Below are 16,383 nucleotides of genomic sequence, written 5' to 3'. Positions count from 1 at the left end.
CATGCAGGTGAACCCCGTCGGATCGGGATCGAACAATGTCGTGGGGGGAGCCGCGCCTTCGGCGCAGCAGGCGGCGACGTCGGCCTTCGGCCTTAGCTTCGACGCGCTGCTCAAGATCATCCTGACCCAGTTGACCTATCAGGACCCGCTGAAGCCGATGGATAATTTCCAGTTCGTCTCCCAGCTCGCGCAATTCTCGCAGATCCAGATCGGCCAGACGACCAACGACCGGCTCGAAACGCTGGTCACGGCGCAAGGCAATTCGCAGGCTGCGGGGTTGCTGGGGCGGCGCGTCGATATCGGCGCCAACGCTTCGCTCGTCACCGGCAAGGTCACCGCGATCAAGTTCGAGAATGGCGATCCCCGCATCACTATCCTGACCGCCGATGGCCGGACGATCAGCAACATCTCCATCGGCAGCATCACGCAAATCCGCGAAGGGAGCTAAGCAATGTTCGGGTCGATCTATATCGGGCTCAGCGGCCTGAACGCCTATTCCAAGGGGCTTCAGCAGGTCAGCAACAATGTGTCGAACCTGAATTCGCAGGGATTCAAGTCGTCGACCGTCTCGTTCGAGGACGTGGTCGGGATTCGGGGGAATGGCGGCCTGTCCTATGCGTCGAGCGGGGGCTCGGGCGGCCATGGCGTGACCAATGCCGGCACGCGGATCGATCTCAAGCAGGGCGAGTTGCGGCAGACCGAACGCGACCTCGATCTGTCGGTCGATGGCGCCGGATTCCTGATGCTGCTGCGCGGGGAGGAGGTGGCCTATACCCGCACCGGCAGTTTCCAGGTCGGCAAGGACGGCTTCATCATGCTGACCGGTACCGAGTACCGGCTTGCGATGCTCGACGCATCGGGACGCCCGGTCAGCGTGTCGGTCGACACGTCGAGCACCAGCGTGCCCAAGGCGACGACCAAGATCACTTTCTCGGACAATCTTTCTTCCGACCAGACGACCTTCAGCGTGAACGACGTCAAGGTTGTCGACAAGAACGGTGTCCAGCGTCTCTGGCAGGTCAAGCTTGATCGCAGCACCACTGCCACCGGCGAGTGGACGGTGACGGTCAGGGATGGCAGCACCGATCCGGTCGGCACGGCCACGCTGAAATTCATCAACGGCATCGTCGATCCGAGCACCGCGAAGCTGACGATCACCGATACCCGCAACAACAGTCAGGCGGTCGTGCTTGATTTCACCACGGTGACGTCCTTTTCCGGCGGTACGACGCAGTCTTTGCGCGCGTCGTCGGTCGACGGGTACAAACTCGGTACGATCACCTCGGTCTCGGTCAACGAGAAGGGTGAGCTCGAGGTCGGCTATTCGAACGAGCAGAAGGTGCAGCTGGGCGCCATCGCGCTCGCGGATTTCCGCGATCCGCAGGCATTGAAGCAGAAGAGCGGCGGGCTGTTCACCGACGGCGGCAATGCGGGGCGGCAGTTGCTGACCAGCACAGACGATCGCGTCGGCACGGTGCTCTCGCGCCGGCTTGAGGCGTCGAATGTCGATCTGTCGCGCGAATTCGGCGATCTCATCCTCATCCAGCGCGGTTTCCAGGCCTCGTCGCAGATCATCAGCGTCACCAACGATATGATCCAGCAACTGTTCGGCATCCGCGGACAGGGCTGACGTTTTTAGGAAATTCCTGTGCAGCGTACCCCTATTTCCTGGCTGCCGCCCGGCGCGCTCGATCGATCGGCGATCGACGAGGGCCTTGCCGACATGGCGCGGCAATGGTCGTCGAAATGGTTCGCGCGGTCGACCGTGCGGCCGCTCGATGTGGTTGCCCCGCTGGCGAGTCTCGCCGGCGAGGCGCAGTGGCTGATGCTCGACAATGATCTTGCCATCGCCGTTCAACCGGGTGCGCGTACCGCGCTCGCCCGGCTGATGCTCGGGGCGCCCGCCGGTGCCGAAGCGGCCACCGACGGCGATGCCCGGATCGTCGCCGACCTGTCCTCCGCGTGTCTCGACGACCTGTGTCGCCGCGTGGCGCAGGCCTTCCGCCTGCCCGCGGAGGCGCGCTGGACGCCGTTCGACGGGGATGGCGCGCCGGAGATCGGGCAGCCGCGGGGTTGCGGCCTCGGCGTCGATTCGCGCGCGCTGCTGCGCATCGTCGCCAGTACCGATCTGATGATCGCACTGGTCAAGTCCGGCCTGCCGCCGACACCCAAAGCTGCCGCGCTGCCGCCGCTTGCCGCCGGCCTCGCCGCGCAGGAGGTCTCGCTGTCGGCGCTGCTCGGGCGCTGTGCCCTGACGCTCGCCGATTTCGCCGACCTGAGCGAGGGCGACGTGCTGGTGTTCGATACCGCGCTGGATGCGCCGCTGGGGCTCATGCTGGGCGGCGGCGCGGCACCGGCTGGCCGATGTACTGTCGAACGTTCGGGCGACCGGCTCGACCTCCATCTCCTCGCCCCCCTCAACAGGTAGTTTCATCACGTGACAGAGCAGAAGATCAAACCCGGCACGGCCGCGGTGCAAACGAGTCCCCAGAGCGCAGGCCCTGCAACGGCGCCGGATGCGGTGCGCAAGATCGACACCAGGCTGCTCGAAGCAGTCGAGGTGTCGCTCGAGGGTTTTCTGGGCAACGCCCGGATCACCGTCGGCGATCTCACCGCATTGAAGCAGGGCTCGGTCGTCGCGCTCGACGCGGCGCTCAATTCGGCGGTCGAGCTTCGTCTCAACGGTTCAGCCGTGGCGCGGGGCGAGCTCGTGGCGGTGGGCGACAAGTTCGCAGTCAGGCTGACCGAAATCGCATCGTGATGTCACGCGCGTTCCGGCGCTGCGGCGCCGTCCTTCCCCTGCTTCTCCTGCCCGCGGTCGCCCTGGCGCAGGAGGCTGCACGCCCGCGTCTCGGCGGCGGCGGCGCGATCGACATCTCGCTCGGACGGATCATCGTCTCGCTGATCTTCTGCATCATCATCGCCATCCTCGCGATCCTCCTGATCCGGCAGCGCAGCGGTAAGATGGACCTTGCCGCCCTGTTCGCCCGCATCGAGCCGCGCGCGGGGGCGATCAGAGTGGTGGAGACGCGTCGCCTCAGCCCGCATGCCGACATCTGCGTCGTGGAGCATCGCGAGACCGAATATCTCCTGGTCGTGCAGCAGGGCAGCGTGCAGGTGCTGCGCGAATGCCCGGTCGACGAGAAACCGTCCGCATGAGGCGCGCCGCATTCATCGTCCTTGCCGGCATCGCCCTGCTGGCGGCGACGCCCGCCTTGGCGGCCACCAAGGGCCTCGGCCTGTCGTCCGACGTGGTGCGCACCGCGTTGATCCTGACCTTGCTCGCGGTGATCCCGTCGATCCTGATCTGCATGACAAGCTTCGTCCGCATCGTCGTGGTGCTGTCGATGGTGCGCCACGCCTTCGGCATGCCGGAGACGCCGCCCAACCCGGTCCTTGTCAGCCTGGCGCTGTTCCTCACTGCCTTCACCATGGCGCCCACGCTCGGCGCGCTCAACACCGGCGCAATCCAGCCGCTGCTCTCGAACAAGATCTCCGTCGAGCAGGCGATGGCCAACGGCACCGCGCCGCTGCGCGATTTCATGCTCGCCCAGACGCGCGATTCGGACATCGAGGCGATCTACGCCATCGCCCATGCCACGCCACCCGAACGGCCCGATCAGGTCGATATCCTCAAGCTCGCACCGGCGTTCATGCTCAACGAACTGCGCGTGTCGTTCACGATCGGGTTCGTCATCCTGCTGCCGTTCCTGCTGATCGACCTCGTCGTCTCGGCGATCCTGCTTGCTCTCGGCATGATGATGGTGCCGCCGGCCACCATATCGCTGCCGATCAAATTGCTCATGTTCGTGCTGATCGACGGCTGGAGCCTCATCATCCAGGGAGTGCTCGGCAGCTTCAAATGATGCAGGCGCGCGACAGTTCGGGGCTTGAGCTCGTCGTGGATCCGCACCGGGTGGAGGCGTCGCTGTGGCGGCGTTTCCGCTTCGAGGACGACACGCGTTGCCGCGAGACGCTGTTCAACCGCTATTTCGCGCTCGCCCGCACCATCGCCGGGCGCCTGTTCCGCCAGCGCAATGCCCGGCCGGCTGATCGCGGCGATTTCGACCAGTTCGCCTGCGAAGGCCTGCTGCACGCGCTCGACAGCTACGATCCGCTGCGGGGCGTGCCTTTCAGCGCTTTCGCCCGACGCCGCATCTCCGGGAATATCGCCGACGGTATCGCCGCGCTGAGCGAGATCGGCGCGCAATCCAGCCACCGGAACCGCGTCGAGCAGGAGCGGTTGCGCTCGATCGTGCGGGAGGATAGCGATGCGCTCGTCGCTTTGTCCGATCTCGCCGTCGGCATCGCGCTCGGTCTGATGCTCGAAGGTACCGGGCTGATCGGCAACGACCAGTCGCCGGATCCCCGGCCCAATGGCTATGACAGCCTGGCCTGGCGCGAGACTCAGGCGATGCTGGTGGCGGAGGTCGCCCGCCTGCCCGACAGCGAGGCAGTCGTGATCCGCCAGCATTACGACCACGGCCTGCCTTTTGCGCAGGTCGCGCACTTGATGGGGATCAGCCGGGGGCGGGTATCGCAGCTTCACCGCGCCGCGCTGGACCGGCTGCGCAAGCGTTTGAGATCGATCGAATGAGTGAGGTGAAGACATGACCACATTGTGCAACGATTCCGATCTGCAGGATCTGATGGCGGCGATCGCGTCCGACGACCGCGACGAGATCGCGCGGATCGACCGGCTGATGGCCGCGCATCCGGACGATCCCCGGCTGCATTTCCTGCGCGGATCGGTGCTTGCCGGAATCGGCCGGCCGATCGAGGCGCTGGCGTCGCTGAAGCGCGCGGTGGAAATCGCGCCCGACTTCGCCATCGCGCGTTTCCAGCTCGGCTTCTTCCAGCTCACTTCGGGCGAGGCGGTCGATGCGCTGACCACCTGGGGGCCGATCGCGCTGATGCCGGAGGGGCATTATCTCCGCTTTTTCGTGGGCGGCCTGACTCACCTGATCCGCGACGAATTCGACTCGACGGTCGAGCGGCTCAACCAGGGCATCGCCGCCAATGACGAGAACCCGGCACTCAACAACGACATGCAGCTGATCATCGACCAAGTGACCGCGATCCAACGCACCGCGCCGCCGTCAGCATCGGACGAGAATGGGGATGCCGCATCGGCGACGAGCTTCCTGCTCGATCAGTTCGCCGGTCGTCGCCCGAACTGAGCGGCCGCATGACGCGCATCACCAATGCGGATCATGTCCTGCTGTTGCTGCAGGAACAGCTTGCGCGCCTCGGCAAGGATCGCGCGGGCCGTACCGCAAAACCGGCCCCAGTGCGTGCAGGCGTGCCGGAACCGATGGCGCGGCTGCGGGCGCTTGCCGGCCGGGAAGAGCTGTCGGACGACGATCTCAGGCGGGCGCTGGTGCGCGGGCTGCTGGTTCAGCAGCTGGGCGAGGCGATCGGCAATGATCCGGCGTTCGAGGCGATCGCTGGGGACGTGCTGCGCATCATCGGCGAGTCCGAGCAAGGCCGCGCGCTGGTCGATCGCGCCATCCAGCAACTGGGAAAGACCTGATTTGATATTGGCTCCATTGCGGCGGCAGTTCCGCTAAACTTCTCCGGACTCTTCCTGATCCCCCCGCACCGAACCGATGAACTTGCATCGGCGGAGAGATGTGGGGAACAGCGGTGGCTGGTATCTTTACCGGATTGGGCACGGGCTTCGAGCGCGGATCAGCAATGACGCTGGGGAGCCGGGGGCTGCTCGGCCAGTCCTCGCTCGGGCGCGGTGGCGACAGCGTGTTCGTCAACGCGGCGAACGGCAATCTGATGATCAGCCGGCAGGACGAGTTCCTTGTCGGCCGCGGCCCCGACATCGCCATCTCGCGCACTTATAACAGCCAGGCGACGCTGCCCGACGACAATAACGACAAATGGCGCCAGAGCACCGACCGCCGGGTCTTCGACTTCAACAGCGCGGCTGGCACCGTGCACCGGGTGTCCGCCGATGGCAGCGACATCACCTACACCTATAACGGCACCGCTTATGTCACCACCGACGGCAGCGGCGCTTATGACCAGATCGTCAAGGTCGGCAACGAATGGATCTGGACTGACGGCGATACCCAGCAGGTCGAGAAATATGACGACCTGAACGGCGGCCGGATCACCTGGCAGGGCGATACCGACGGCAACGCGATCACCTACACCTATGTCGGCAGCACCACGAAGCTCGACAAGGCAACGACCGCCGACGGCGCCTGGACTCAATATAGCTGGGTCGGCAACGACATCTCGAAGATCGTCACTGGCTATACCGATCTACAGACGGGGACCGCCAAGACGCTGACCCGTACCTGGTATGAATATACGTCCGGCCGGCTGACCAAGGTCCGCACCGACCTGACGCCCGACGACAATACGCTGCCGACCGACGCCCAATCCTATTGGACCGCCTATGGGTATGACGCGAACGGCCGGATCAACTCCGTCTCGCAGAAGGACGGGTCGCTCCTTTCCATTCTCTATGATGCATCGGGTCGCGTTTCGTCGCTGACCGAGACGCCGGCAAGCGGCGTCACGCGCGTTACGACACTCACCTACAATAGCACGACCAAAACCACGAGCATCCTCGATGCGAGCGGCCAGACCACCGAGTTGACCTACGACGCGGCAGGCAATCTCACCAGGATCAAGGCGCCGCCCGCCTCGGCCGGCGCAGCGCAGCAGATCGTGCAGTTCGGCTATGATGCCGCCACCGGCGACCTCACCAGCGTGACCGACGCGTTCGGCAACACCTCGACCTACACCTATGTCGGCGGCAACCTGACGAGCGCGACCGATCGTCTCAACAACGTCGTCACGCGGACCTATGGCAGCAAGAACCAGCTGCTCACCGAAACCCATACAGCGACGGACGCCAGCGGGGCGGCGGTCAGCATCACCACGCGCTACGCCTATGATGCGGAGAACCATCTGCGCTACGCGGTCAGCGGCGAAGGCTATGTCACCGAATATCGCTACACTCCGGCCGGCGAGCTGCAATACAGCTTCGAATTCCCCGAACATCCCTACACGATCGGCTCGACCGCGGTCACCGAAGCGGCGATGGACAGCTGGCGCGCGGCGATCGCCGACAAGCAGTCGATCAAGATCACCTATTACGCCAGCGACGCGCGCGGCGCGCTGACCGGGACCACCCGCTACGGTTACGCCACGACGGCGGGCGCTGCGTCGATGAACGAAAGCTATAGCGAGAGCTTCGTCACCTATGATCAGGCGGGCCGCCTGCTCAAGCGCAACGCCGGCGGACAGGCTGTCGAGACGTTCGTCTATGACGGCATGGGCCGGCTCACCGCCTCGACCGATGTCAATGGCGGCACCACCAGCTTCGTGTTCGACGATGCCCAGACGACCACCACGGTCACGCTTGCTTCCGGCTACGTCACCACCAACACCTATAACAAGTCGGGCGACCTGATCAGCCAGACCGATAGCGGCAGCGCGGTCACTGGTGGTACCACCAGCTACGCCTATGACAAGCTGGGTCGCCTGCGCGTGGCGACTGACGCGGTCGGCAGCAAGACTTTCCATATCTACGACAAGGCCGGCCGCAAGGTCGCGGAGGCCAATGCCTATGGCGACGTCGTCGAATATATCTACGATGCCGGCAACCGTCTCGTCGGTACCTGGCGCCACGGCGCAAGGCTCACCGCGGCGCAGATGACCACGCTGTCGGACCCGAACGCGGTGTTCGATTTCAGCTCCATGCGCCCGGCCGACCACGCCAATGACGTGCGTTCCTGGACCGTGTACGACAAGGAAGGCAATGTCCTCGCCGCGATCGCGGGCGACGGCAGCGTCACGGCCTATGGCTACGACAAGGCCGGCAATCTTGTTTCCACCATCGGTTATTTCAACAAGCTGACGGCGGCGCAGATCACCGCCTACAAGGTCACGCCACCAAGCGTGGTGACCACGCCCACGGCCGACGCGAGGGACAGCATCGCGCGCACCTTCTACGATCGCGACGGGCGGCTGCTCGGCACGCTCGATGGCGAGGGGTATCTCAGCCGCGTAATCTACGACAAGGCCGGGCAGAAGGTGGAGGACGTGTCCTTCGCCAATGCGACCGCCGTCGCCCAGCGCGCCGCCGGCAGCTTCAACGACCTGCTCAGCAGCGTCACCGTATCGGCCGACGACCGCCGCGTCCGCTATGTCTATGACGGCCAGGGCCTGCTGCGATACGCGCTGGACGGACTCAACCAGGCCACGTCGTACAGCTATAACATCGCGGGGCAGCAGACCAGTTGGACGCGATTTGCCGTCGCGATGGGCGCAACGGCCGACTATACCTATGACAATGTGAAGGCACTGCTTGCCGGGCAGGTGAGCAACGCGGCGAACCGTACGACCTGGTCGGTTTACGACGCTGCCGGTCGGCTTGCGTACGGAATCGACGCCGATGGCGGCGTCACCGGCTTTGGCTATGACACCATGGGGCAGGTCGTTCGCGCGGTTCAGTACGCCACCAGGCGTGCGACCCCGTCATTGCCGCTGCTCAGCGACATGACCAGCTTCAACACCACGAACATCGGCAATGCCGACAATCGCATCACCCGTACCTGGTACACCGCGCGGGGCGAAGCGCGCTTCACCGTCGATCCCGAAGGCTATGTCACGGCCAGCGAGTTTAACGCAATCGGCCAGACGGTGGCGGTGAAGAGCTGGGACGCGAAGATTGCCGTCAGCGACGCAACCACGCTGGCTCAGGTCCAGGCACTTGCCACCGGCACCTATACCGGACGTACCTACACATATCATCCCAATGGCAATGTGTTCATGGAATATGATGCGTATGGCGTCGCCACGCTGTACGACTATCTTGCCAACGGCCTGCTCAACGCGCGCTACGACGCCTACAATACCCCCGATCAGGCGCTCACCGCTTATAATTATGACGCGACCGGGCGGCTGATCTCAGAAGTACGTGGTGTCGGAACACCCGAGGTCTCGGCGGTCGGTTTCGCCTATGATGGCCTAGGCAATCGTATCTCGATGATCGACGCACGCGCGATCACCACCACCTACACATTCGACAAGGTCGGGCAGCTCAAGACGCAGACCGATGCCTTGGGCGGCGTAAGTGCTTTCGAATACAACGCCTTTGGCGAGGTCTGGAAGACGACCGACCCACGCGGCGCCGTCAGTTGCAACTGGTACGACAGTCTCGGCCGCATGACTCATGCTCGCGACGCCGAGAACTATCTGACGAAGACCAGCTACAACGTGTTTGGTGAGGTCGCCTCAGTAACGCGCTACTTCAACCCGGTCGCCGGTACGGCGGCGATCGGTACGCCGCCCTCAGTCGCCGCAAATGCTGTCGAAGATGCGACCACCAGCTTCGCCTATGACAAGCTTGGCCGCGTTCTGACCTCGACCGACGCGCTCGGCTTCTATGCATCCTACAGCTATAATGCGTTCGGGGATCGTATTTCGGCCACCGCCAAGTCCGCGACCGGTTCGGTCGCGGCCGGCGCCGTCACCAACTATAGTTTCGACCGCCGCGGGTTGATGCTGAGCGAAACGTTGCCGATGGCGACGTATGACAATGCCGGCAATGTGGTCAGCGCGACCATCGTCAATCGCTTCGAATATGACGCGCGTGGCAACCGCACCAAACTCGTCGAAGCGGACAATCTCTCCTACAAGCGCACCACGCTCTACATCTATGACAAGAGCGATCGCCTGATCGAGACGCGCGGCGATCAGGTGAGCGTCATTGGCGATGACCTGGTCACTGTGACTACGCCCGCCGCACCGAATGAGCAGATCAAGTACGACGGGCGTGGCAACATCATCGAAACGATCGATGCCGGCGGTGCGCGTACCCTGCTTTATTATGACGATCTCAATCGCAAGACGGTGGAGATTCGTCAGACCTCGGCCAGTGGCAATACCTATTCGACCTACGCCTATGACGCGAACGGCAATGTCACGCTGACCCGCGTATATGCTGGATCAATCGCCTTGCCGGCTACCGTCACGGCGACACCGCCCGGCGTGCCGTCCGGTGGTTATCGCGAAACCAGTTTCACCTACGACAATCTCAACCGCCTGAGCACCAGTCAGGTCTCGAACGTCGTCGTCGGTACGCAGGCGACCGGCTATGCCGCAGCCAACCTTGTCACGACCTATGTCTATGACGCCAACGGCAATGTCGTGAAGGTAACCGATCCCAACGGCGGCATCACCTATTCCTATTACGACAAGCTCGGCCGGAAGCTGGCAAAGGTCGATGCCGAGAAGGCGCTGACCACCTGGACCTATGATCCGGACGGCAATGTCGTGGCGGAGATGCGTTTCGCCAACCGCATCAACACGCAGAGCGGATCTCCGGTCACGCTCGATCAGAATGCTGCGGTGTCAGGGCTGGTCGCGTCCGCCGGCTATAACGACGATGATCGCTATACCACCTTTACCTATGACAGGAACGGCAATCGCCTGAGCGAGACGCGCTATTCGCTGCGCGAGGTGTTGGTATCGGGCGCCGCGACCACGACCGCCGGCTTCAGCACCGCAACGATCAGCTATCTCTATAATGGTCTCGGCCAGGTCATTCGCAAGACCGAGGCGACCGGCGACCAGACCAACTATCTCTATGATGGTGCCGGACGGCTTTCGACCGAGACCCGTGCCGCCTTTGTCGATTTCAACGGCCAGAGCGTCTCGCCGACCACGCAATATCTCTATGATGGCCTCGGCAATCTTTCGCGCACGGTTCAGTCGGGCGCGACGGGTGCCGCTGCACGCGTCACCACGTACAGCTATGGCGCTGGCGGACGTCTCTCCAGCATGACTGACGCCTCCGGTTTCACCCGTTCCTACGCCTATGACATTATGGGCCGGGTCAAGAAGGAGAGCTATACCCGCGCGACCGCGGCTGGCGGGACCGTTACCGACGCGATCGCCACGCGGTACGACCTGGCCGGGCGGACCATCTACCAGGGGGTAGCGAAGCTCGACGGAGCCGGCTTCACCGTCGTCGATTACAGCGAGACGCAATACAATAACTTCGGCGACGTCTGGAAGCAGGGCGCGCACGGCGTGTGGCAGAGCGAGAATCTCTACGACAATGCCGGCCGCCTGACCGCAACCAATGCCGGCGACGGGGTTTGGAAGTTCTTCGGTTACGACAGGAACGGAAACCAGACGGTTGCGATCACCTCGGCGGGTACCAGCCTCGCGGGACAGAGTTTCACTGGAGCGCTCTCGCTGATCCCTCAGGCGACCGTCAATGCCACTTATACGCTGTACGACAAGCGCAACATGGCGGTGCAGGTGAAGGAAGAGGGGCGCCAACTCAACGCCGCCGGCGGTGCGGTCAACGAACTGAACACCTACCGCACCTACAATGCGTTCGGCGATGTGGCGAGCGAGACCAACGCCATCGGCGCGACGCTTACCTATAGCTACAATAATATGGGCCGGCTGGTGAAGACGGAGAGCCCCTACGTCAATGTCACGCTGGAAAACGGCACGACGTCCAGCCTGCGACCGACCGAATATTATTATTACGACCTGAGCGGGCGCCTGACCGGCAGCCGTGACGCCAACGGCAACCTCTTGCGGCGCAGCCTGCTCGCCGGCACCGGCTATGGCGGTGGTGAGGCGCTGGTCGTGGCGACCGTCGCGGCGGATGGCGGCACCGCTACGACCAGCTATGACATCCATGGCGATGCACGTCGCCTCACCGATCAGGTGGGCCGCGTCACGACGCAGGACTATGACGCGATGGGTCGGGCGATCCAGGTCTCGCGGGCGGGCGGCCTGGTCGAGAACTACGCGTATGACGGTCTTGGGCAGCGTATCCAGGCATGGAACAATCAGTTCCAGACACCGATCTATGGCCCGACGGAGGAGTATTGGGTCGAAGACTATGATCCCTATTACGGCTATTATACCGGCCAGGGGCATTACGAATATTACACCCCGATCATCGGGTACACGCCCGAAAAGGCGCTGACGGAATATGACAGTTCCGGCCGGGTGATCAGTCAACTGGCTTTCGGCGGCGATTTGACCACGGTCGGCTATGTCTGGAATGCCGGCATCGGCACCGCCGTCGGCACGACCGGCGGGTGGGTTCAGACGACCACCTACGTCAATGGCAAGACCTCGGTCGAAACCAGCGACGTCTTCGGCCGGACCACTGCCAAGACCGATCTCGGCGGCCACGCCTGGACCTACACCTACGACGTTTCCGGCCGCATGACGCAGACCTCGATGGGCGGGCTTTCGACCTATTTCAGCTATTTCAATACCGGGCAGCTCGCCCAGACCGTCGTCGGCACGCTCACGCCGCAGGTCAATACCAACTGGTCGCGTACGGTCGCTGTCTATGGCTACGACCAGCTTGGCCAGCGTGTCCGGGAACAGCAGTCCGAGGAAGCGGGATATTATACCGAAGGTCATTATGAATATTATGGCGATCCATATGATCCCTGGGGGAATTACGGGGAATATTGGGTCGATGAGAGCTATTACGCCACCGCCGCGACACTGACCGACGTTACGGTCGGATATGATTCGCTTGGCCGGATGACGACGTTCCAGGAGGCGGGAACAACCTACTCACCGGCGGCAAACATCAGCTATAGCTATGACGCGAACGGCAATGTCCGCCGTACCACCGCGACGTATCGCATGCTCGACCGGCACGGTGTGGCGTCGGGTCCGGTGACCAGTGATTACTGGTTCCGTTATGATGCCCTGAACCGCCTCGTCACCGACAAGGGAACCCTGCGCGGAGGCCAGATCGTGCGGGGCGAAGCCGGCGGGCAGGATATCCTGTACAACGCGGCCGGTGATCGTGTCGCAATCCTCAAGACCGAATATGGTGCCGGTTATTACGACTATGAATATGGTTATTATAATCCCGGCTATTATTACGAAAATCGTGAAACCTATCTTTATGATGGTGCCGGTCGCCTGTCGGAAGTGCAGGTCTCGACCGGGGGCGTCGTCTATGAGGAATATGACTATTACACGGGCCTGACCACGCCTCCGGCCAGCGTTCCCGCCGCGCCGGTAGCGGGCACCAGGCGTTCGAGCTTTGGTTACGATCTGATGGGTCGCCAGATATCGCAGAGCGACTATGACTATAATGGCACAACCGTCATCTATAGTCGGACTGCAGGGTACAACAACAAGGGGCAGCTGACGTCGGACAGCACCTCGACCAAGAAATACGACGGCTATACCTATCAGTCCATCACTACCTATGATTATGGCTATGGCACCAATTATGCGCTGGGCAGCGTCGTCAGTTCATATTCCCGGAACTACCGCAACTGGAACGACGGGCAGGCGCCCGACACCTCGACCGTAAACACCTACCAATGGTGGGACGGCGCGGTGCAGTCGAGCATCAGCTTCAAGCCGAACACCAGCCAGTCGACGACCTATACGACCGGCTTCTATTATAACGGCTTCGGCCAGTTAAGCTCGATCTACGTCTCCGACGGCCGGGCACGCTCGATCACCTTCAAGACCAACGCCGAAGGCCAGATCATTCGCCGCGACGAAGAGGATTGGCGCGCCCAGGGCAACCCGCACGAGATCTGGTATCGCTTCAACGGCCGTCAGCTTGGCTATACCGGCAATAACGGCACCAGCGACGTCACCACCACGACCTCGATCGCCGAGCGGCAGCAGGTTTCGCCGAGCAGCCCCGGGGCATTCCGCGGCGGCTACAATTATGGCGTGTCCTATGCCGATTTCGCGAACAGCTACGATCCGATCAACAGCTATTCGCAGGGCTCGGCCGGCGGTAGCTACACGGTGCGCGCGGGTGACAGCCTGTCGTCGATCGCGCAGAGCCTGTGGGGCGACAGTTCGCTTTGGTACAAGATCGCCCAGGCCAACGGCATGTCCGGCGCGGGCGGCCTTGTCGAGGGGCAGACGCTGACCCTGCCTACCGGTGTGATCAAATCCACCAATAACGCCAATACCTTCAAGCCTTATGATCCCTCCGAGGCGATTGGCGACGTATCCCCGACCACGCCAAGGCCAGCCGCGCCGAAGAAGAACAAATGTGGCGTGTTCGGCATGGTCCTGCTCGCGGTCGTCGCGATCGCGGTTGCCGCGTGGGTAGGGCCGGGGGCGGTCGGATTCTTCCAGGGCCTGCTCGCGGGAGGGGGCACTGTCGTTGCTGGGAGCGCCGCGGCGATCGGCGGAGCGATTCTTGGCGGCGCGGTGGCTGGGGCCGCTGGCTCGATCGTCTCCCAGGCGGTCGGACTCGCCACTGGTATCCAGGAGAAATTCAGCTGGAAGGGTGTGGCGCTGGCCGCGCTGGGCGGCGCTGTCGGCGGCGGCATCGGAGAATTCGCGAAGGGGGCGACAGAGGCAGCGAAGCTGGGCAAGACGCTGAGTTCGCTCGGCAAGTTCGGCAAGCTTCTGGGCGGTAACGGCTTTGTCAGCGGTGTCGCGCGCGGCGTATTGTCGAGCGGCCTGACTCAGGGGATCGCCGTCGCCACTGGTCTGCAGTCGAAGTTCGATTTCGCTGCGGTCGCGGCGGCCGGTATCGGCGGCGGAGTCTCCAATCTGGTCGGTGGCGACCTGCCGGGATTTGATACCAGCAAGGGCGGCAACAACTCGATCGGCAATTATCTCAGCCACCTTGGCGCCAATGCCGCCGGCGCGCTGGCGAATGCGGCGACCAGATCGGTCGTGAGCGGAACCGATTTCGGCGATAACCTGATTGCCGCCTTGCCTGACGTCATCGGCCAGACGATCGGCAATATGCTCGTCCACGGGATCGTGGGCAGCCCCGCGATTTCCAACAGCGATGGCATGGCTTCAATCCGCGGCGCGTGTTTCGTCCTGGGAACGCCGGTGCACACGCCGCGCGGCCTGATCGCCATCGAAGAAATCAAGGTGGGCGACTGGGTCTTCGCTCGCGACGAGGCGAATCGATCCGAAGGCGTGCACCGCCGGCAGGTGCTGGAGCTATATCGTTTCGAGCAGGAAAAGGTCCTGACCGTCACCTTGCTCGACGCGAACGGGATCACGCACGAGATCCTGGCGACGATCGAGCATCCGTTCTTCAGGAACGGGCTGTGGGTTGCGGCGGTCGACCTGCAGCCCGGTGACGAGCTTGTCGCGATCGACGGCAGCGCCCTGACGGTCCAGTCAGTTGGCGGTACCCATCCGGTACCGCTGGTATGCAATTTCGCGGTAGACCAGGACCACACCTATTTCGTCGGCGATATTGGTGCCTGGGTCCACAACCAGTCGACACCTCCCGGCTCGGTTGTGGTTGCCAACTGCCCGGCTGGCGCCCAGGGATGTCGTGAAACGGTTGTCGTTCATGTCGACACCATCGAACAGGCAAGGGCAGGCCGTGCAACCTACGCCGCCGCCGCTGCCGCCAATCCGGCGCCGAACGATGCCGCGAATCTTCGGGACTGGGACAATTTCATCGATTCCATGGTCGCCGGCCAGAAGCCGCCGCCGGCTCCACCGGTGGAAAAGGTGCAGGAGGCTCCGCGCGAGCAGACCTCGAACACCGGGCCGGGCGCGGGATCGGCGGTTGCTGGTGCGGGCTGGGGTCTGGATGCCGCGGGCAGGAGAATTCTCACCGAAAATCCGCGCCTCGTGGTCCAATGGGATTTCTACCTGAGCGCGGTTACCCAGCGCGGAGGTCCCAGCGGTCCTCTGGCAGATCGCCTGCGGGCAGCTGGCATCACCGTGAACACGCAGAATGTCGTTCCACCCGGCTCGTCGGGTCGCGGCAGTGGCGGGACGATCCAGAGCATCAACCAGGCCAATGGTCTTGCTGGCGAGCGCTACAGCGAAGCGTCCGCGCGGTCCCGAGGTTTCACCTTCGACGGACGTCAGATCGATATTAACGGCAATGGCAGTCGTATCGTCGACTCGCAATTCTCGCGGCAGAGTTGGTGGCACCCGCGGAACAACGTCACGCTTCAGGTCGAAACCAAGGTTGGATATCGCACCAATGGCAGCGAGATAGGGCGCCAGATCAATTTCGATGCCGGACGAATCGTTGCCAATGGTTATGTGCGCCGCGCTGGTGTCGTGGTCGACGTCCTGGGGCGTGTCGCGCGCCCGGTCGGGTGGGCGATGGACGCCGCCGAAATCTACGGCGCCTATCGGGATGATGGTGGCCGGTTCGGCGTACGGACGCAGCGCGCCTCCGCCGGCGTGGCGGGCGGCACGATCGGCGGGGCTGGTGGAGCATGGGCCGGTGCCGCGCTCGGTGCCGCGATCGGGTCGGTCGTCCCCGGCGTCGGCACGGTGGTTGGGGGAATCGTTGGTGGCGTTATTGGCGGCATAGCGGGTGGCATAGGAGGTGACGTGGGAGCCCGGGCCACCTATGATGCGTTGCGCTGACAAGAGAGCGGA

General features: G+C 63.4%; 10 protein-coding genes. All 10 read left to right on the top strand.

Annotated elements, in window-relative coordinates:
- The first annotated feature begins 1 nt into the window (after position 1).
- The 10 genes from P0Y59_14460 to P0Y59_14415 all read left to right on the top strand — a co-directional run bounded on the left by P0Y59_14460 (position 2) and on the right by P0Y59_14415 (position 16,371).
- Positions 2 to 448, top strand: coding sequence for a flagellar hook capping FlgD N-terminal domain-containing protein (locus P0Y59_14460; protein WEJ98146.1), 447 nt, complete (start codon positions 2 to 4; stop codon positions 446 to 448).
- A 3-nt stretch (positions 449 to 451) separates the two neighbouring features.
- A complete protein-coding gene (locus tag P0Y59_14455) occupies positions 452 to 1,630 on the top strand; it encodes a flagellar hook-basal body complex protein (protein WEJ98145.1) in 1,179 nt (392 codons plus the stop codon).
- Positions 1,631 to 1,648: 18 nt separating this feature from the next.
- Positions 1,649 to 2,428 (top strand): FliM/FliN family flagellar motor C-terminal domain-containing protein, encoded by a 780-nt coding sequence (locus P0Y59_14450; protein ID WEJ98144.1) that lies wholly within the window; start codon positions 1,649 to 1,651, stop codon positions 2,426 to 2,428.
- 93 nt (positions 2,429 to 2,521) lie between these two features.
- Entirely contained in the window at positions 2,522 to 2,761 is a 240-nt protein-coding gene (locus tag P0Y59_14445) for a FliM/FliN family flagellar motor switch protein (GenBank protein ID WEJ98143.1), read from the top strand.
- Positions 2,761 to 3,159, top strand: coding sequence for a flagellar biosynthetic protein FliO (locus P0Y59_14440; GenBank protein WEJ98142.1), 399 nt, complete (start codon positions 2,761 to 2,763; stop codon positions 3,157 to 3,159). Before P0Y59_14445 ends, P0Y59_14440 begins: the two co-directional genes overlap by 1 nt.
- On the top strand, positions 3,156 to 3,866 hold the full coding sequence (gene fliP / locus P0Y59_14435) for a flagellar type III secretion system pore protein FliP (protein WEJ98141.1): 711 nt from the start codon (positions 3,156 to 3,158) through the stop codon (positions 3,864 to 3,866). Before P0Y59_14440 ends, fliP begins: the two co-directional genes overlap by 4 nt.
- Positions 3,863 to 4,597: a sigma-70 family RNA polymerase sigma factor gene (locus P0Y59_14430; GenBank protein ID WEJ98140.1), complete on the top strand. Its 735-nt coding sequence runs from the start codon at positions 3,863 to 3,865 to the stop codon at positions 4,595 to 4,597. The genes fliP and P0Y59_14430 overlap by 4 nt, the downstream gene beginning before the upstream one ends.
- Positions 4,598 to 4,610: 13 nt before the next feature.
- Positions 4,611 to 5,180, top strand: coding sequence for a hypothetical protein (locus tag P0Y59_14425; GenBank protein WEJ98139.1), 570 nt, complete (start codon positions 4,611 to 4,613; stop codon positions 5,178 to 5,180).
- Between the two features lie 8 nt (positions 5,181 to 5,188).
- Entirely contained in the window at positions 5,189 to 5,533 is a 345-nt protein-coding gene (locus P0Y59_14420; protein ID WEJ98138.1) for a hypothetical protein, read from the top strand.
- A 113-nt stretch (positions 5,534 to 5,646) separates the two neighbouring features.
- A complete protein-coding gene (locus P0Y59_14415) occupies positions 5,647 to 16,371 on the top strand; it encodes a polymorphic toxin-type HINT domain-containing protein (protein WEJ98137.1) in 10,725 nt (3,574 codons plus the stop codon).
- Positions 16,372 to 16,383 lie beyond the last annotated feature (12 nt).

Source organism: Candidatus Sphingomonas phytovorans (assembly GCA_029202385.1).
GTDB classification, from domain to species: domain Bacteria; phylum Pseudomonadota; class Alphaproteobacteria; order Sphingomonadales; family Sphingomonadaceae; genus Sphingomonas; species Sphingomonas phytovorans.
Note: the sequence above shows the minus strand (reverse complement) of the source record. Positions and strands in the feature narration are given on the sequence as shown.